This is a genomic window from Acidithiobacillus sp. (assembly GCF_023255755.1).
Taxonomy (GTDB): Bacteria; Pseudomonadota; Gammaproteobacteria; order Acidithiobacillales; family Acidithiobacillaceae; genus Acidithiobacillus.
On the sequence record NZ_JAGDVS010000087.1, the window covers coordinates 1 to 16,804 of the forward strand.

Here is a 16,804-nt window from a genome sequence, read left to right on the forward strand (position 1 = left end):
AAAGGGGAATATTCCATTCTCAAGTCGTGAAATTTTTGTTATTCGAAATGCCCCAATGACATTCCTTCCCGCAACCAAGGAAACCATGTCGGCATAAAAAGTCCGCCGCCATCATTGACCTCCACTTTTTATGTTACTACAATAAGTTTGATAATAAGACGCATACGCTGGGATGAGCAGAAACGCCAATCCAGTCTGGAGAAGCGTGGGCTGGATTTTCGCGATGCGGATTGGGTGCTGGAGTTCCGCTATCGTCTCGACGTGCCGGTGGTACGGAATGACGAAATGCGGCTTCAATCCTTTGCCTAGGTGTTTGAGGTGCTCACTGTGCTTTCACTGGCGCATGCCGAGCGCGGCGAGGAATCTCGCATCATCAGCTTTCGGAAAGCCAGCGCTGAAGAACAGGAGATGTCCCATGAGTGGCTTGAAAACGACTTCACAGACTGATTTGGCACGGCTCCGGGCCACCGGCGACTTCGCCTGAGATGGAATCGACAAAGAAGACCGCCCGCTTTCGCGGGAAGAAATGCAGGCTGGCATCGATGCCAACCGCAAGAAGCGGGGGCGACCCGTGGGGACTCTCAAGGAATCTACGACGATCCGTTTCGATCGCGATGTGTTGGAAATGTTTCGCGCCTCCGGCCCAGGCTGGCAGACCCGCATGAATGCCGCCTTGCGCGACTGGCTCAAAAGCCATTCTCCGACGCGAAGATCCTGATCATGTCATCGGCTGAGTATGGCTTGATCATGCCACGCTCCACGGTGGTCTGGTGACCCAGGTACGCAAAAGCGTCAGCATCGACTGGACGGTTAGAGAAAGTGCCAGGGCCAGGATCAAGGTGATGGTCAAGCACATCCTCAAAAAACATGGTTTCCCACCGGACTTGCAGGACGAAGCGACCCAAACGGTGCTGGCCCAAGCGGAGTTACTGTCGGCGATCTGGGCGGCGGCGTGACGCTTCGCCGGACCAGCGGTGACGGCATAAACGTCAGCGAACTTTGGGGCCATGCCGTAGCCAATATCACGCCGTCGGCCATGCCGGCCGTCACGATTTCTCTGGTGGCCATACACGGCGGCTCCTTTACCTGGCTGGCCTATGCCCTCATCGGCGTGCTGATGACCCTGGTGGCCTTGCAGGTGGGCATTCTGGCCAGACATTTCCCCTCCCCCGGCTCGCTGTTCTTTTATCTGAGCAAGGCCCTGCATCCGATTTCCGGCATGGTCGCGGGCTTCACCATGATTACCGGCTATTTGGGCGCCTTGGCGGCGGCCCCGCTGCTGGGCGGGCTTTTTGTCGAGCAGGCACTGCGGTTCTTCTGGCCGGTTTCCGGGATGGGCTGGATTGGGGGGATTGGGGTGCTTTATCTGCTGGTGGCGTGGCGACTGGCCCTGCGCGGCATCGAAATCTCCGCGCGTTGGGGGCTCTGGGTAGAGATCTTCTCCATCCTCTGCATCGTCTTCATTGCCGCGGCGACGCTCTGGCATTTTGGCTGGCGCGATCCGGCCCAATGGAATTTCCAGCGCTTGCACACCGCGCCACTGGCGCAGGCGTTGATTCTCTCGTTGCTGGCTTACGGCGGCTTTGAGACGGCAGGAAATCTGGCAGGTGAAACCAGCGCGGCGCGCACCGCCATCCCGCGCGTCATGGTGCTTTCCGTGCTGATGGTCGGTGGGTTTTTCGTCGCCATGGCCTATATCGAGGTGCTGGCTTTTGCCCACCTCCCTACCCCTCTGGGCCACAGTGCAGCCCCGCTCAATGCCATCGCTAAGGCCATCGGGCATCCCTGGCTCGGCATTTTCTCCGATCTCGCCATGGCGACGGCGGCATTTTCCGCCACTATTGCCACCCTCAACAGTATCTCGCGGATTCTTTACAGTATGGCCGGACACGGGGTCATCCCGCGTTTCTTCCATCACCGGGACGTACACCACGGCATCCCGGCGCGGGCGTTGCGGGTACTCGCCATCATCGTGCTCATCAGTATGGCGGTGGTTACCCTGTGGAAAATCCCCATATTATCGGTGGTCGGCACCTTTGGCACCTTTACCGGGCTGGCCTTTCTGCTGATTTATGGCCTAGCCAACATCGCCACACCCTGGTTCCTGTTCCGCCAGCACTATGCCTGGCGCTGGCTCAGCCTGATCATCGCCGGCATCAGCCTGCCGCTTCTGATCAAAGTGATGGCGGTCAGCCTCTGGCCCTTGCCCGTCGGCGGTGAAGGCGCGGCCACCCTGCTGTTTGTCGCGCTGGTGATGGTTGTTTTTTTCTGGGGACTCTACTGGGCGGCGTTTCGGCCGGAGCGCTTGCGGCATATCCTTGTTGCCGTGGACGAACCATAAGCCTGACCACGCCGGTTACCCATCCCGAAATCTGGGGGAGTCTCCCGGCGCCCGCTAGGAAACATACCGACCACATGGTATCTTACTCAGGTAATCTTCCAGCCGGTCCGTATCGGCAAGTTGCCAACGCATAAGGAAATCGCCAATGTCCCAAACCAGCAAAGATCTTTTTTCTCCTCTCAAAATGGGATGCTACACCCTGAAAAACCGCATCGGGCTGGCGCCGATGACCCGCATGTCATCGGAAAAGGACAGCATTCCCCGTCAGGATGTATTGGATTTCCTGATCCGGCGCGCCGAAAACGATGTCGCACTCATCACCACAGAAGCCATCGTCAGCGATTATGAGAGCGCCCAGGGCTATCCCGGCCAGGCGCGGTTAACCACGCAGCGGCAAATTGATACCTGGGCGCAGGTCAACGCAAAAATCCGTGCTGCGGGCAGCGTATCGGTGCTGCAAATTTTTCATTGCGGCAGAATAGCCTGGAATGAAGTTAATCCCGCCGAACGCACTATCGCACCCAGCGCATTGATCCCCAAACAGAACAACCCGCTGACCAGCGCGCCGTACCCCATGCCCGACGTGATGTCGTCCTTTGACATTGCGCATGTCATTCAGGGTTTCGTCGAAACGGTTAAAGGGGGCATTGCGGCTGGATTCGATGGTATAGAAATTCACGGCGCACACGGTTACCTGATCAATGCGTTTCTGTCCGCCTACAGCAATCAGCGTGCAGATAACTATGGTGGCAGCGTCGAAAACCGCTTCCGCTTTGCCCGTGAAATCATAGAGGCCGTGCGTCCGCATGTGCCTGCTGACAAACTGCTCTTTTTCCGGATATCCAACTGGGGTGTTGCGGATATGGAAGTTTCCCTGTTCGCCAATGCCGACGAATGGACACAGGTGATTCGACTCCTGGATCAACTTCCCATCGACGCCATTTCGGTATCCACCTATCGCTTTGGCGACGAGGCCTTCGGGACCGGCAAAAATATGGCACAGTTGACCCGTAGCGCCACCCGGAAACCATTGTTGATCTGTGGCAATATTCATGATCGGGACACCGCCGAGGCAGCGCTGGCGGATGCCGATATGATTCTCTCGGGCAAATCCCTGTTACTCAATCCCCACTGGGTGAATGATCTGCGCGCCAACAAAAGGATGGATGCCTACTCCTCCGAGCAGGCCAATATCGCCTATACCAAAGAGCCTTTACCCTGATCCGCTTTCAAGCCTTCGGTAGGGTTACGCCACTCTGGCCCTGATACTTGCCGCCGCGGTCAGCATAAGACACTTCGCAGACCTCGTCCGACTCCAAAAAGAGCACCTGCGCCACGCCCTCATTCGCATAGATTTTCGCGGGTAAGGGCGTCGTATTGGAGAATTCCAGGGTCACATAGCCTTCCCACTCCGGCTCAAAAGGGGTGACATTGACGATGATGCCGCAACGGGCATAGGTGGATTTACCCAGACAAATGGTCAGCACATTACGCGGGATACGGAAGTATTCCAGCGTGCGCGCCAGGGCGAAAGAATTCGGCGGGATAATGCAGGTATCCCCGGTAAAATCGACAAAAGAATCTTCACTGAAATTCTTGGGATCGACAATTACACTGCGGACATTGGTGAAGACTTTGAACTCCCCGGCACAACGGATATCGTACCCATAGGAAGACAGACCGTAGGAGATAATGGGGTTTCCCTCGATGTGCCGCACCTGGCGCGGTGAAAAGGGTTCGATCATCCCGTGATTTTCCGCCATGTGACGGATCCAGCGATCGGATTTGATGCTCATGGCGGAGACTTCCTGTAAGCGGCTGGGAATCAGCGGTTCTGGACGACGATATTGGGGAACTTGTGGCTGTGATCGACGGCCTGGATGGCTACCCGCCCCGCTACATGACGCGCGAGTTCCAGATAGATTTTGGCAAGACGGGAATCCGGTTGTGCCACCACCGTCGGCGCGCCGTTATCGGCTTCGTTGCGAATGCTGCGGTCGAGCGGTATCGCCCCCAGAAATTCCACCCCGTCCTGCTCGGCCATGGCCGCACCACCACCATGTCCGAAAATATCGTCCTCGTTACCGCACTTCGGGCAGATATAAAAACTCATGTTCTCGATGATACCGAGAATAGGCACGCCCACTTTCTCAAACATCTTCAGACCCTTGCGGGCGTCCAGCAAGGCAATGTCCTGTGGCGTCGTGACGATCACCGCACCGGAGACCGGCACCTTCTGCGCCAGGGTGAGCTGGGTATCGCCGGTACCCGGCGGCAGATCCACCACCAGATAATCCAGCTCGCCCCAGCGGGTGTCGGAGAGCAACTGCTCCAGCGCCTGCATGACCATGGGGCCGCGCCAGACCATGGGCGTTTCGTCGTCGATGAGAAATCCGATGGACATCGCCTTGATGCCGTGTCCTTCCATGGGCTCCATTTTTTTACCATCTTTACTGGTCGGCTTGCCGGAAATGCCCAGCATGCGCGGCTGGCTGGGGCCGTAGATGTCAGCGTCGAGCATGCCCACCTTGGCGCCTTCTTTGGCCAGCGCCAGCGCCAGATTGACGGCGGTGGTGGATTTACCGACCCCACCCTTGCCGGAGGCAACGGCAATGATGTTTTTGATGCCTTCCATCAGCTTGACACCACGCTGCACCTGATGCGAAAGAATACGGTGCCCGACGGTGACCTGCGCGCTGATGCCATGATCATTCTGGATTTGCCGGGCCACCTCCTCGCTCAAACTGATGGCCACTCCCAGGCTGGGGTAAGGCAATTCCAGTTTGACGGTGGAGCCATCGACCCCCTTGAGGACCCCTGCTGCTGCCAGATCTTTGCCCAGATAAGGGTCCTGCACCGCGCGCAGTGACTGCTCGACCTGTTCCCGCGTCAATCCTGTCATGACCTTCCCCGTTCTCAGCGCGATACTTCAGAACTGATGATCACCTCGTGGCGCTCGATACCACCGCCCTCACCAAAAGCTTCTTTGGGCAACGGGTTGGTATGCGCCGTCTTGAAGTCGGCACTTTTCATCCACGCCTCGAAGGCCGCCTGATCGACCCAGTGGGTCAGCACCACATACAGACCGTCATCGTTCACAGGACGCAGGATCTCCATACGTACGAAGCCCGGCTGTTTATCCACCTCGCCCGCCCGGCGCCGGAAGCGCTCCTCAAACTCTGCACGATACTCCGCCTTGACGGGAACCCGGTTCGCTACGACGTATTGCATGATGATATCCTCGTATATCAGATGGTATTCATTGTAGGGCAGGCAAATCCTTCAGACCAAGAACTTCCTGCATATCATACAGGCCCGGTGCCCTGCCCCGCAGCCAACTGGCAGCACGCAAGGCACCCTCCGCAAAATTGAGACGGCTGGCCGCACGATGGGTCAGCTCCAGACGCTCTCCAGCCCCCGCCATCCACACCGTATGTTCACCGACCACGTCCGCTCCGCGTAACGTCGCAAAGCCGATACTGCTGGCCACCCGGGGGCCGGGGATGCCATTGCGATCCAGACACTGGATATCGTCCAGGTGCTGGCCACGCCCCACCGCCACCGCCCGCCCCAGAGCCAGCGCGGTACCGGAAGGTGCATCTATCTTCTGACGATGGTGAGCCTCGACAATCTCCACATCATAGCCCTCGCCGAGGGCTGCGGTGATGGCGGGCAAAAAGGCCAGCAACACGTTGACACCGACACTCATATTCGGCGCCAGCACCAACGGAATATGTCGGCTGGCGTTTTCCAGTTCCGCGCGCTGGGTCACGGAAAACCCCGTCGTGCCCACCACGACCGGCTTCGCTGCCGCCACACAGGCCGCGACATGCGCCAGAGCGGCCTCTACCGGACCAAATTCAATCAGCACGTCCAGATCCGCCAGCGCGCCCGCGAGATCCGCGGTGACCGGCAGGCCCAAGGCCTGAACGCCCGCCAAACGGCCAGCGTCCTCCCCCAGATAAGCAGCCCCGCTGCGCCCTACGGCTGCCACCAGTTGCAGCTCAGGATGAGCGACAATGGCCTGCACCAAGGCCCGCCCCATGCGGCCCGCCACCGCCGTAACGCCAACGCGCCATGCCCCGGTCATCAAAGACCCATCCGGTCAAAAAAGTCTTTGGCCTTATTCCACCAGCTTTCCTGCTGGGGGTGCTGGATGTTATCGCCGCCTTCCCGGGCGAACTCCTCCAGCAACTCTTTTTGCCGGGCGGAGAGATGTACCGGCACCTCCACCTGGACCTGACAATGCAGATCGCCATTGAGCTTGCTGCGCACCCCCTTGATGCCCTTGCCGCGCAGACGGAATACTGCGCCCGACTGCGTACCCGGAGCAATCTGCACCTTGGCGCGCCCGGTCAGGGTCGGCACTTCCAGCTCGCCGCCCATGGCCATGGTCGTAAAGTGGACCGGCACCGCACAGTGCAGATCGTCGCCGTCCCGCTCAAAGAGCGCATGCGGCAACACCCGCACCTGAATATACAGGTCTCCCGACGGACCGCCCCGCTCTCCCGCTTCGCCCTCACCGCTCAGACGGATACGATCCCCCGTATCCACTCCGGCGGGAACTTTGACCTGCAAATCGCGGTTCTTGCGGACCCGACCATGACCATGGCAGTTCGTGCAGGGCTCTTTGATGACCTTGCCGCTGCCGTTGCACTGCGGGCAGGGGCGGGTCACCGAGAAGAAACCCTGCACCATCCGTACCTGACCGCGACCACCACAGGTCGTGCAATCCTCCACCGCACTGCCCGGCTTGGCGCCGCTGCCGTGACACAGCTCGCAAGTGGCTGAACTGGGAATCTGAATGGTGACTTCTTTACCCAGAGCCGCTTCTTCCAGCGTAAGCTCCAGTTCGTAACGCAGATCGGCGCCCCGCCCCGAATCCTGGCCGCGAAAACCACCGCCAAAAGCCTGCTCGAAGAGATCGCTGAAAACGTCGCCGAACCCCCCACCGCCGCCACCAAAGCCCCCAAAGCCGGCACCCTGCCCGCCGCCACCACCATTCACCCCGGCATGGCCAAATCGATCATAGGCCTGCCGTTTCTGCGGGTCGGAGAGCACTTCGTAGGCAGCGCTGATTTCCTTAAAGCGATCCTCAGCACTTGCATCACCCGGATTGCGATCCGGGTGATAACGCATGGCCAGACGCCGGTAAGACTTCTTGATCTCGCCGTCGTCTGCCGTGCGGGTAATTTCCAGTACTTCGTAGTAATCCCGTGTAGCCATCTTCTTTCCTGAAACGGGCAAGGGGACAGGATAACAAACCCTGCCCCCTCGCGACCGATGGTAATTTTACTTCTTGTCGACTTCTTCGAACTCGGCATCCACCACGTCGTCCGGCTTGGCATTGCCCTGGGCACCCGCACCAGGTTCTGCCTGCGCCTGACTGGCGGCGGCACTCTGCAACAATGCCGACATGGCGGCCATCAAGGTGGCGACAGCTCCCTTGATCGCTTCCACATCCTCACCCTTAGTGGCTTCTTCCACCGCGGTGATCGCTTCCGTCACCTTGGTCTTGTCGTGCTCAGGTGCCGCGGCATGTTCCTCCACCGCCTTGCGCGCGCCGTGCATGCTGGCGTCCGCCTCGTTGCGCGCCTCGATCAGCGCACGCGCCTTCTTGTCATCCGCAGCGTGGGCCTCAGCCTCCTGAATCATCCGCTTGATTTCTTCCTCGGACAGACCAGAACTTGCGGTGATCTTGATGGACTGCTCCTTGCCGGTCTGGTTGTCCTTGGCCGAGACATGGAGGATGCCGTTGGCGTCGATGTCGAAGGTCACTTCGATCTGCGGCATGCCGCGTGGGGCGTTGGCAATATCGGCCAGATCAAAACGCGCCAGCGACTTGTTATCCCGCGCCAACTCGCGCTCACCCTGCAACACATGCACTGTCACCGCCGACTGATTATCCTCCGCCGTCGAGAAAATCTGCGACTTGCGGGTCGGGATGGTGGTGTTCTTCTCGATCAGCTTGGTCATCACGCCGCCCAGGGTCTCAATGCCAAGGGACAACGGCGTCACGTCCATCAACAGCACGTCTTTCTTTTCACCGGACAACACCGCGCCCTGGATGGCCGCGCCGATGGCCACGGCCTCGTCAGGGTTCACATCCTTACGCGGATCCTGACCGAAGAAATCTTTGACCTTCTCCTGCACCTTGGGCATCCGGCTCTGACCACCCACCAGAATCACGTCGGTGATCTGGCTCGTCGCCAGATTGGCGTCCTTCATGGCCACCCGACAGGGCGCCATGCTGCGGTCGATCAGATCCTCCACCAGCGACTCCAGCTTGGCGCGGGTCAGCTTCATGTTCAGATGCTTCGGTCCGCTCTGATCCGCGGTGATAAAGGGCAGGTTGACGTCGGTCTGCTGCGCCGAAGACAACTCGATCTTCGCCTTCTCGGCCGCCTCCTTCAGACGCTGCATAGCCAGACGGTCGCCACGCAGATCGATACCCGATTCCGCCTTGAAGGAGTCTGCCAGGTAATTGATGACGCGGTTGTCAAAATCACCGCCGCCGAGGAAGGTGTCGCCATTGGTGGAGAGCACTTCAAACTGGTGCTCACCCTCCATTTCGGCGATCTCGATGATGGAGATATCGAAGGTGCCACCACCCAGGTCGTACACCGCAATTTTGCTGTCGCCGGGCTTCTTGTCTTCGCCAAAGGCCAGCGCCGCCGCAGTCGGTTCATTGATAATGCGCTTGACCTCCAGACCGGCGATACGGCCCGCATCCTTGGTCGCCTGACGCTGCGCGTCATTAAAGTAGGCAGGCACGGTGATGACCGCTTCGCTGACCTTTTCGCCAAGATAATCTTCGGCCGTCTTCTTCATCTTCTGCAGGATGAAGGCAGAAATCTGCTGCGCGGAATACTTCTTATCGCGCACTTCCACCCAGGCATCGCCGTTGTCGGCCTTGATGACTTTGTAAGGCACATGCTTGAGGTCTTTCTGGACCTCGGCATCGTCAAACTTGCGGCCGATCAGGCGCTTGACCTCATAAACGGTATTTTCCGGATTGGTGACGGCCTGACGCTTGGCCGCTTCACCCACCAATACTTCGCCCTCTTCGGTGATAGCGACAATGGACGGCGTGGTGCGCTTACCTTCGCTGTTCTCAATCACCTTGACCTTATCGCCTTCCATCACGGCGACGCAGGAGTTGGTGGTTCCCAAATCGATTCCTATTACTTTTGCCATTTTATCATCTCCTGAATATGCAAAACCTGTCTGGTGTGCGTTGTGTTATTCTGCCGCTTTAGGTGCTTTGGAAACGGAAACCATGGATGGTCGCAACAAGCGGTCATGCATTAAATAACCTTTCTGATGCACCGCCAGAACCCGGTTTGCGTCCCCCTCCGTTTCCACCATGGCAATCGCCTGATGCAGATGGGGATCAAAACGCCCTTCGCCCATTTCTATGGGGGCGATGCCGGCCTTTCCCAAGGCCTGGGCAAACAGCGTCAACGTATTTTCTAAACCCTGCCGCAATGGCGCGATACTCTCGGCGCCCTCCACCGGGCTGGCCAGCGCCAGCTCCAGACTGTCAATCACCGGCAGCAATTCGCGGGCAAAACGATCCACCGCATAATTGCGGGCGTCTTCGACCTGCTTTTCATGACGCTTGCGCAGGTTCTCGGTATCTGCCAAGGCGCGTAAATAATCGTTGCGGTAGCCTTCCGCCTTCTCTTCCCAGTTCACCACTTCTGCACTGGTAGATTCTGCTTCAGTGGATGGCGATTCCTGCTCTTCTTCATTCATGTGCAATCAACCCCTGAAAGTTTGAGTCCAAGACGATATGGGGAAGGGGCCGGAGTATTTCAAGACCCGGCGTCATCCGGATTGCGACAGGGCGCGACCGAGCAGTTGCGCCGTGCCGTCGACCAGCGGGATGATCTGCTGGTAGGGCATCCGCATCGGTCCGATCACCCCCAATACCCCGACCACCTCCCCATCGACACTGTAGGGCGCCGATACCACGCTACAATCACTGAGCGGCGCATAGCCCGACTCTTCGCCGATAAAAAGACGCACTTCACTACCGCGCATGCTCTCATCCAGCAAATGCACCAGATCGCGCTTCTGCCGCACGGCGGCCAGGAGCTCGCGCAGGCGTTCACTTCCCGCCAGCTCCGGCAGGTCCAGCCATTGGAATTCGCCCTCGATGAGCATGCGCTGCTGATCTTCCTCCAGCATTTCTTCGCCCAACTCCATGGCGCTGCGCAGAATGCGGTCCATTTCATGACGGGACTGCTGCAGGTCTCGCTGCAAATTATGGATGACATCCTGCAATGGTCGACCACCATAGGTGGCATTGAAGAAATTGGCCGCCTGCGTTAGTTCTGCCGCGCCGAAAGGTTGCTCGGTGCGAATCAGGCGATTCTCCACGTCCCCCTTGTCGGTGACGAAGATGGCCAACACCTCACGCTCGCGCAGGGCGATAAAGTCCACATGCCGCAAAATCCGGGTTGCCCGCCGCGGCACCCGCACAAAGCCCGCCATGTGCGTCAGTTCAGAGAGAATGCCCGTGGCGGCGTGCAGCACCTGCTCCGCATCCGGAGCGCGAAAACCGATGCGATGAATGAGCAGGCGGTTGGATTCCGCCGACAGCGGCACCACCCGCAGCAGTGCATCGACAAAAAAACGATAGCCGACATGGGTGGGAATGCGCCCGGCAGAAGTGTGGGGGGAGATCAGGTAGCCCTCGTCCTCCAGGTCCGCCATGACATTACGCACGGTAGCGGGACTGATGTTGAGGCCGGCATCACGGGCCAACTGGCGACTGCCGACCGGCACGCCTTTGGCGATATGCTGCTCAATGAGGGATTTGAGCAGGTGACGGGCGCGTTCATCCATGGCCGTCTACAATCCCGGCCAAAATGCGCAAGGCACGCAGAGCGGCGCCCCTCGTACGACGGGCGAGGACAGCGTCTGCATGGCGCAGATAAAGGGATAAAACATGGCGGGAGAAATCATCCTTGGCACTCAACCATCATGAGTGCTAGTAATTTAGCAAAAAATGATGGCGGAGCAAAGGAATAGTCTGGCCCCTCCCGAAGATTCAGGGCAGACCACCGGGAGGCAGACCGAAAAAGGGTGTTACTTGATCTTGTCTTCCCGGTACATCACATGCTTCCGGACCTTGGGATCGAATTTTTTCATTTCCAGCTTATCGGGCTTGGTCTTCTTGTTCTTGGTGGTGGTGTAGAAATGACCGGTACCGGCCGTGGAAACGAGCTTAATCTTGTCACGCATGATTCAATCCTCAGATCTTTTCGCCGGCGGCGCGCAGCTCAGCCAGAACGACATCAATCCCTTTCTTGTCAATGGTACGGATGCCCTTGGTGCTCACCCGCATACGCACCCAACGGTTCTCGCTCTCCACCCAGAAACGGTGGTACTGCAAATTGGGCAGAAAACGGCGGCGGGTCTTGTTGTGGGCGTGGGAAACATTATTCCCCGCCATGGGCTTCTTGCCCGTCACCTTGCATACTCTGGACATCGGTTAATCTCCCTGAAAAAAGGCGCTCTTTATACCATAGATGAAAGCGGCCTGCCAATGGTCCGCACGCCATTGCCTGATAAGCCTATCCCCTGTAATTTATCCGCACTATGAAAAGACGCATATTGATCACCAGCGCCCTCCCCTATGCCAACGGACCCATCCACCTCGGGCATTTGGTGGAATACACCCAAACGGACGTCTGGGCCCGCTATCAGCGCCTGCGGGGCCACGACTGCGTCTATGTCTGCGCCGATGATGCACATGGCACGCCGATCATGCTCCGTGCCCAGAGCGAGGGCATCACGCCAGAAGAACTCATCACCCGCATGCACGGCGATCATCTGCGCGACTTCACCGGCTTCGGTATTCAGTTCGATCTGTATCACAGCACCCACTCGCCGGAAAACTTTGAAATTTCTCAGAGTATCTATCGTGCCCTGCGGGCAGCGGATTACATCAACGTCCGCGAAATCGAACAGGCCTACGATCCCGTCGCCGGCATTTTCCTGCCCGACCGCTTCATTCGCGGCACCTGCCCGCGCTGCGGCGCAGCGGATCAGTATGGGGATAGCTGCGAGGTCTGCGGCGCCACCTACAGCCCCACCGACCTTATCAACCCCGTTTCCGCGGTCTCCGGCGCCGTACCCGAGCGCCGCAACTCGGAGCACTACTTTTTTCAGCTCGGCGATTTCAGCGACTTCCTTCGGCGGTGGATTCACAGTGGTACCCTGCAGGAAGAAGTCGCCCACAAGCTCGATGAATGGTTCAGTATTGGCCTGGCCGACTGGGACATCAGCCGCGACGCCCCCTACTTCGGCATTCCCATCCCCGATGCCCCCGGCAAGTTCTTTTATGTCTGGCTGGACGCCCTGCCCGGCTACATGGCCGCCACCCAGTACTGGTGCTCGACCCATGACCGCAATTTCGCCGATTACTGGGGCGCGGACTCCACTGCGGAGATCTACCATTTTATCGGCAAGGACATCATTTATTTTCACGGCCTGTTCTGGCCAGCCATGCTCAAGGGCTCCGGACACCGGCTGCCGACGGGTATATTCGCCCACGGGCACCTGACCGTAAACGGCGCCAAAATGAGCAAGTCGCGCGGCACCTCCATTACCGCCGGGCAGTATCTCCAGCATCTGAATCCCGAGTTCCTGCGCTACTACATTGCCACCAAGCTCAACAGCCATGTGGAAGATATCGACCTCAATCTCGAAGACTTCCTGCTCAAAGGCAATGGCGACCTCGTCGGCAAAGTGGTCAATCTGGCCTCCCGCGCGGCGGGTTTCATCCACCGCAGCTTTGCGGGCCGACTGGCCACTTCCCTGGGCAATGATCAGGCCTTTTATGATGGGCTGCTGCAGACCCAGGAGGCCATCGGTGAGGCCTACGCCGGGCGGGAGTATGGCAAGGCCATGCGTGACATCATGGCGCTGGCGGATCAGATCAATGCTTATGTGGACCAGAATGCACCCTGGACTTTGGCCAAAGATCCGACCCAACGCGAGGCGCTGCACCGTGTCGCCAGCGTCACCCTGAACGGCTTCCGGGTGCTGGTCACCCTGCTCAGCCCGGTGCTACCGGAGCTCTCGCGCAAATCGCTGGAGTTCCTGCAGTGCGACTTGGACTGGGCGGGCCTGACCAAGCCGCTTCTCGATCACCAGATCCAGCCGTACACCCATCTTTTACAACGTATGGAAAAACCCCAGGTGGACGCCTTGATCCAGAATTCTGCAGAAAGCCCCGCAACAGCCCCCGGCATGGCGGCGGCCCCAGTGCCCACGCCCGTACCTGCTGAGGCCAAGGAAGAAAACCCCTTTATCAGCATGGACGACTTCAGCAAGGTGGATTTGCGCATTGCGCGGATTATTGCCGCGGACAGCGTGGAAGGCGCGGACAAGCTACTGCACCTCACCCTGGATATTGGCGAGGGCACCCGCTCGGTCTTTGCCGGCATCAAGAGCGCTTACGATCCTACCAGCCTGGTCGGCAGGCTGACCGTGATGGTCGCCAATCTGGCGCCCAGAAAAATGCGCTTCGGCCTGTCCGAGGGCATGGTGCTTGCCGCCAGCGGGCCGGAGGGCGGACCCTTCCTACTCTCTCCCGATAGCGGGGCGCAGCCGGGCATGCGGGTTAAATAGGGGTCTGCGCGGTCGCCAGCAACTTGCGTTCTTCATAAGTTTCCCGGGCCAGACGCACGTCTTCCAGGAACCACGGGAGCTCTTTCAGCAGCAGGGCCTGCGGGCCATCCACCAGCGCTGTTGCCGGGTCGGGATGGAAGTCCACCAGAATCATATTGGCGCCGGCCACCACGCCCTGCGCGGTCACATGGAAGACATCCATGATGCCATCCGGCCCCGCATCGCGGCTGCCCACGGAGTGGGATGGATCAATGCAGACCGGCATCCGCGTCAGCCGCTTCACGACCGGCACCTGGGCGAAATCCACGAAGTTGCGGTGCGGGTCACCCAGATTCGTCTTCATGCCGCGCAGCCCGAAGACCACCTTGGTATTTCCCTCCGAGGCCAGGTATTCGGCGGCATTGAGGGATTCTTCCAGGGTAATGCCGAAACCGCGCTTGAGCAGCACGGGGAGTTCCTGCTGCCGGCCCACCGCCTTCAGCAACTCGAAGTTCTGGGTATTGCGGGTGCCGATCTGCAACATGACCCCGGTCGGATGGCCGGTCTTCTCCAGCGCCTCACGGATTTCATCCATATGCGACTCGTGGAGGATCTCCATGGCGATGACGCGCATACCGTACTTGCCCGCCAGTTCAAAAACCCAGGGCAGACAGGCCTTGCCGTGCCCCTGAAAGGCATAAGGACTGGTACGCGGTTTGTAGGCGCCCATGCGGGTGCAGACCTGGCCGTTTTCCTGCAGGGCGCGCAGCATCTGCTCGACGTGCTCCGGGGTATCCACGGCGCAGAGCCCGGCAAACACGTTGAGATTGTCCTGGCCGAAACGCACCCCGTTGTAATCAAAACCATGGGTACGCTGATCGCCGGTATGGCGGCCCAGCAGCCGATATTCCCGGGATACGCGAATCGCCCGCTCGACACCGGGCAGGGCTTCCATATCTTCTATCCGCAACGGCTTGGTGTTACCGATCAGGTAGATTTCACTAAGTACCTGCTCCGCACCCTGTTCCTGATGGACCCGAAAGTGAATGCCGGAGAAGCCGCGCAGATGGGTCAGCAGTTGCTGGAAGATCGGCGATTGTTCGCCGAGGTCGGCTTCTAAAATCAAAATCATGATCAATCTCCTTCTGGTGTCTGCATGAACCCTGGCATTCTGGTGGCAGTTTACTCGGGCAATCCAGAGACACAAACACTAAAGCATCGCTTCCGGACGCAGATGGCGATCAACATCTTCGCCGGAAAGGTAATCCAGCGCCAAGATGGCTTCTCGCAAGGTGCAGCCTTCGCGGTGGGCATGCTGGGCGACAATAGCGGCTTTTTCATAACCGATCACAGGTGTCAGAGCCGTCACCAGCATGAGGGATTCTTCCATATTCTGCCGTAGCCGACTTTCTGCAGGTTGGAGATCGTGCAGACAATGGTCGGTGAAAGACCTCGCCGCATCTCCCAGCAGCCGGATAGATTGCAGAATATTATGCGCTATCATTGGCTTATAAACATTCAGCTCAAAATTGCCCTGCGAAGCGGCAAAAGCGATGGCCGCATCATTGCCGTAAATCTGCACGCAGACCATGGTCAGGGCCTCAGCCTGGGTGGGATTTACCTTGCCGGGCATGATGGAGGAGCCGGGTTCGTTTTCCGGGAGATGCAGCTCGCCCAGACCGGCCCGCGGGCCCGAGGCCATCCAGCGGATATCGTTGGCAATCTTTATCAGGGACATGGCTATGCCACGCAGCGCCGCGCTCAACTGCAGCAAAGCTTCATGTCCCGCCAGGGCGGCAAACGCGTTGGCCGCCGGGCGGAAAGGCAGACCCAGCTCCGCATGTAACCGCGCGCACACCGCACTGGCAAAATCCGGGTGGCAGTTGAGACCGGTACCCACGGCTGTCCCGCCCAGCGCCAGGGCGTAAAGACCAGGCAGGGTCTGCTCCAGGCTGTGGATGCCCTGCTGCAATTGCGCCACATAGCCGGAGAACTCCTGCCCCAAAGTGAGCGGCACCGCATCCATCAGATGGGTGCGCCCGACCTTGATGAGGTGGGCAAAATCCCCCGTCTTACGCTCCAGTTCTCCCCCCAGGTGCGCCAATGCCGGTAAGAGCCCCTGATGCACCGCCAAAGCCGCCGCAATATGCATGGCTGATGGAAAAGCGTCGTTGGAAGACTGTCCCAGATTGACGTGATCGTTGGGGTGTACCGGCGCTTTACTACCACGGGGCTGCCCTGCCATTTCATTGGCCCGGTTGGCAATAACCTCGTTGACGTTCATGTTGCTCTGGGTGCCGCTGCCGGTCTGCCAGACCCGCAGAGGAAACTGCATATCCCAGCGCCCGGCAATGACTTCCGCCGCCGCGTCATTGATCTTTTCGGCCAGCGTGGCGTCCAGCAGTCCCAGCTCGGCATTCACCGAAGCCGCCGCCCGCTTGATCCGCGCCAGGGCGTGGATAACCGACAGAGGCATCTGCTCCGTACCGATGGCGAAATAGCGCAAGGAGCGCTGGGTCTGGGCGCCCCAGAGAGCGGCGTCTTCCACCTCGATAACGCCCATGCTGTCCTTTTCCTGACGCATACTCAGTGTACCCCAGCCAGCTTTTCGGCCTCATCCACCATCCCGGCCATGTAATCCAGCGCTCGCGACCAGATTTCCGGCTCTTCCAGATCAATGCCGGTCATCGCCACCACCTCGGCAGGGGCCTGACTACCGCCAAGTTTCAGCATGGCGATATAACCGGGCACGAACTCCGCCGGGGCGGCCCGCTGGCGCTGAATCAGCGCCAGTGTCAGCAGTTCCCCAAAGGCATAGGCATACACATAGCCCGGCGA

At 59.1% G+C, this 16,804-nt stretch carries 18 protein-coding genes and 1 pseudogene; 6 read left to right on the top strand and 13 right to left on the bottom strand.

Translation table 11 applies throughout. The annotated features are described in order from the left end of the window. The first annotated feature begins 147 nt into the window (after positions 1-147). From Q0C48_RS05940 to Q0C48_RS05960, 5 genes are all read left to right on the top strand, one after another. The gene (locus tag Q0C48_RS05940; protein WP_291522449.1) at positions 148-309 is read left to right on the top strand and encodes a BrnT family toxin; all 162 of its coding nucleotides are present in this window, start codon (positions 148-150) and stop codon (positions 307-309) included. A 181-nt stretch (positions 310-490) separates the two neighbouring features. Further along, positions 491-718 (top strand): BrnA antitoxin family protein, encoded by a 228-nt coding sequence (locus tag Q0C48_RS05945; protein WP_291522483.1) that lies wholly within the window; start codon positions 491-493, stop codon positions 716-718. Positions 719-770: 52 nt separating this feature from the next. Continuing rightward, positions 771-956: a type I restriction enzyme endonuclease domain-containing protein gene (locus Q0C48_RS05950; RefSeq protein WP_291522451.1), complete on the top strand. Its 186-nt coding sequence runs from the start codon at positions 771-773 to the stop codon at positions 954-956. After that, positions 953-2,341 carry an APC family permease gene (locus tag Q0C48_RS05955; RefSeq protein WP_291522453.1) on the top strand — a complete coding sequence of 463 codons (1,389 nt, stop codon included), beginning with the start codon at positions 953-955 and terminating at the stop codon, positions 2,339-2,341. Before Q0C48_RS05950 ends, Q0C48_RS05955 begins: the two co-directional genes overlap by 4 nt. A 145-nt stretch (positions 2,342-2,486) precedes the next feature. Further along, on the top strand, positions 2,487-3,563 hold the full coding sequence (locus tag Q0C48_RS05960) for an NADH-dependent flavin oxidoreductase (protein ID WP_291522455.1): 1,077 nt from the start codon (positions 2,487-2,489) through the stop codon (positions 3,561-3,563). A 7-nt stretch (positions 3,564-3,570) separates the two neighbouring features. On the opposite strand, the gene dcd is transcribed toward Q0C48_RS05960, so the two are convergent. From dcd to rpmB, 10 genes are all read right to left on the bottom strand, one after another. Beyond that, positions 3,571-4,137 (bottom strand): dCTP deaminase, encoded by a 567-nt coding sequence (gene dcd / locus Q0C48_RS05965; protein WP_291522457.1) that lies wholly within the window; start codon positions 4,135-4,137, stop codon positions 3,571-3,573. 29 nt (positions 4,138-4,166) lie between these two features. After that, positions 4,167-5,243, bottom strand: a complete 1,077-nt coding sequence (gene apbC, locus Q0C48_RS05970; protein WP_291522459.1) for an iron-sulfur cluster carrier protein ApbC — start codon at positions 5,241-5,243, stop codon at positions 4,167-4,169. A gap of 14 nt (positions 5,244-5,257) precedes the next feature. Continuing rightward, positions 5,258-5,572: an antibiotic biosynthesis monooxygenase family protein gene (locus Q0C48_RS05975; protein WP_291522461.1), complete on the bottom strand. Its 315-nt coding sequence runs from the start codon at positions 5,570-5,572 to the stop codon at positions 5,258-5,260. Between the two features lie 28 nt (positions 5,573-5,600). Continuing rightward, the gene (gene dapB, locus Q0C48_RS05980; protein ID WP_291522463.1) at positions 5,601-6,431 is read right to left on the bottom strand and encodes a 4-hydroxy-tetrahydrodipicolinate reductase; all 831 of its coding nucleotides are present in this window, start codon (positions 6,429-6,431) and stop codon (positions 5,601-5,603) included. Next, entirely contained in the window at positions 6,431-7,567 is a 1,137-nt protein-coding gene (dnaJ, locus tag Q0C48_RS05985) for a molecular chaperone DnaJ (protein WP_291522465.1), read from the bottom strand. The genes dapB and dnaJ overlap by 1 nt, the downstream gene beginning before the upstream one ends. A gap of 66 nt (positions 7,568-7,633) precedes the next feature. Beyond that, entirely contained in the window at positions 7,634-9,538 is a 1,905-nt protein-coding gene (dnaK, locus tag Q0C48_RS05990) for a molecular chaperone DnaK (protein WP_291522467.1), read from the bottom strand. A 45-nt stretch (positions 9,539-9,583) separates the two neighbouring features. Further along, positions 9,584-10,099, bottom strand: a complete 516-nt coding sequence (locus tag Q0C48_RS05995; RefSeq protein WP_291522468.1) for a nucleotide exchange factor GrpE — start codon at positions 10,097-10,099, stop codon at positions 9,584-9,586. Positions 10,100-10,171: 72 nt separating this feature from the next. Continuing rightward, positions 10,172-11,194, bottom strand: coding sequence for a heat-inducible transcriptional repressor HrcA (gene hrcA / locus Q0C48_RS06000; RefSeq protein ID WP_291522470.1), 1,023 nt, complete (start codon positions 11,192-11,194; stop codon positions 10,172-10,174). 243 nt (positions 11,195-11,437) lie between these two features. Next, a complete protein-coding gene (gene rpmG, locus Q0C48_RS06005; protein WP_113526044.1) occupies positions 11,438-11,593 on the bottom strand; it encodes a 50S ribosomal protein L33 in 156 nt (51 codons plus the stop codon). Between the two features lie 10 nt (positions 11,594-11,603). Next, positions 11,604-11,840, bottom strand: a complete 237-nt coding sequence (gene rpmB / locus Q0C48_RS06010; RefSeq protein WP_291522475.1) for a 50S ribosomal protein L28 — start codon at positions 11,838-11,840, stop codon at positions 11,604-11,606. 110 nt (positions 11,841-11,950) lie between these two features. Here rpmB and metG point away from each other — a divergent pair, with 110 nt between their 5' ends. After that, positions 11,951-13,987, top strand: a complete 2,037-nt coding sequence (gene metG, locus Q0C48_RS06015; protein WP_291522477.1) for a methionine--tRNA ligase — start codon at positions 11,951-11,953, stop codon at positions 13,985-13,987. Here metG and Q0C48_RS06020 read toward each other — a convergent pair. The 3 genes and pseudogenes from Q0C48_RS06020 to Q0C48_RS06030 all read right to left on the bottom strand — a co-directional run. After that, positions 13,980-15,098: a 3-deoxy-7-phosphoheptulonate synthase gene (locus Q0C48_RS06020; RefSeq protein WP_291522479.1), complete on the bottom strand. Its 1,119-nt coding sequence runs from the start codon at positions 15,096-15,098 to the stop codon at positions 13,980-13,982. The two genes, metG and Q0C48_RS06020, sit on opposite strands and share 8 nt — an antisense overlap. A 78-nt stretch (positions 15,099-15,176) precedes the next feature. Next, positions 15,177-16,556, bottom strand: a complete 1,380-nt coding sequence (gene fumC / locus Q0C48_RS06025) for a class II fumarate hydratase (protein WP_366937023.1) — start codon at positions 16,554-16,556, stop codon at positions 15,177-15,179. Further along, a pseudogene (locus Q0C48_RS06030) lies at positions 16,553-16,804 on the bottom strand (oligoendopeptidase F); the annotation flags it as partial. The gene fumC and the pseudogene Q0C48_RS06030, both read right to left, overlap by 4 nt.

Excerpts from the sequence above, each read along its gene's own strand:
- Q0C48_RS06020 (WP_291522479.1), bottom strand. The coding sequence starts at position 15,098 with ATGATTTTGATTTTAGAAGCCGACCTCGGCGAACAATCGCCGATCTTC.
- Q0C48_RS05960 (WP_291522455.1), top strand. The coding sequence starts at position 2,487 with ATGTCCCAAACCAGCAAAGATCTTTTTTCTCCTCTCAAAATGGGATGC.
- dapB (WP_291522463.1), bottom strand. The coding sequence starts at position 6,431 with ATGACCGGGGCATGGCGCGTTGGCGTTACGGCGGTGGCGGGCCGCATG.
- rpmG (WP_113526044.1), bottom strand. The coding sequence starts at position 11,593 with ATGCGTGACAAGATTAAGCTCGTTTCCACGGCCGGTACCGGTCATTTC.
- apbC (WP_291522459.1), bottom strand. The coding sequence starts at position 5,243 with ATGACAGGATTGACGCGGGAACAGGTCGAGCAGTCACTGCGCGCGGTG.
- dnaJ (WP_291522465.1), bottom strand. The coding sequence starts at position 7,567 with ATGGCTACACGGGATTACTACGAAGTACTGGAAATTACCCGCACGGCA.
- rpmB (WP_291522475.1), bottom strand. The coding sequence starts at position 11,840 with ATGTCCAGAGTATGCAAGGTGACGGGCAAGAAGCCCATGGCGGGGAAT.
- dcd (WP_291522457.1), bottom strand. The coding sequence starts at position 4,137 with ATGAGCATCAAATCCGATCGCTGGATCCGTCACATGGCGGAAAATCAC.
- Q0C48_RS05975 (WP_291522461.1), bottom strand. The coding sequence starts at position 5,572 with ATGCAATACGTCGTAGCGAACCGGGTTCCCGTCAAGGCGGAGTATCGT.
- hrcA (WP_291522470.1), bottom strand. The coding sequence starts at position 11,194 with ATGGATGAACGCGCCCGTCACCTGCTCAAATCCCTCATTGAGCAGCAT.
- dnaK (WP_291522467.1), bottom strand. The coding sequence starts at position 9,538 with ATGGCAAAAGTAATAGGAATCGATTTGGGAACCACCAACTCCTGCGTC.
- metG (WP_291522477.1), top strand. The coding sequence starts at position 11,951 with ATGAAAAGACGCATATTGATCACCAGCGCCCTCCCCTATGCCAACGGA.
- Q0C48_RS05995 (WP_291522468.1), bottom strand. The coding sequence starts at position 10,099 with ATGAATGAAGAAGAGCAGGAATCGCCATCCACTGAAGCAGAATCTACC.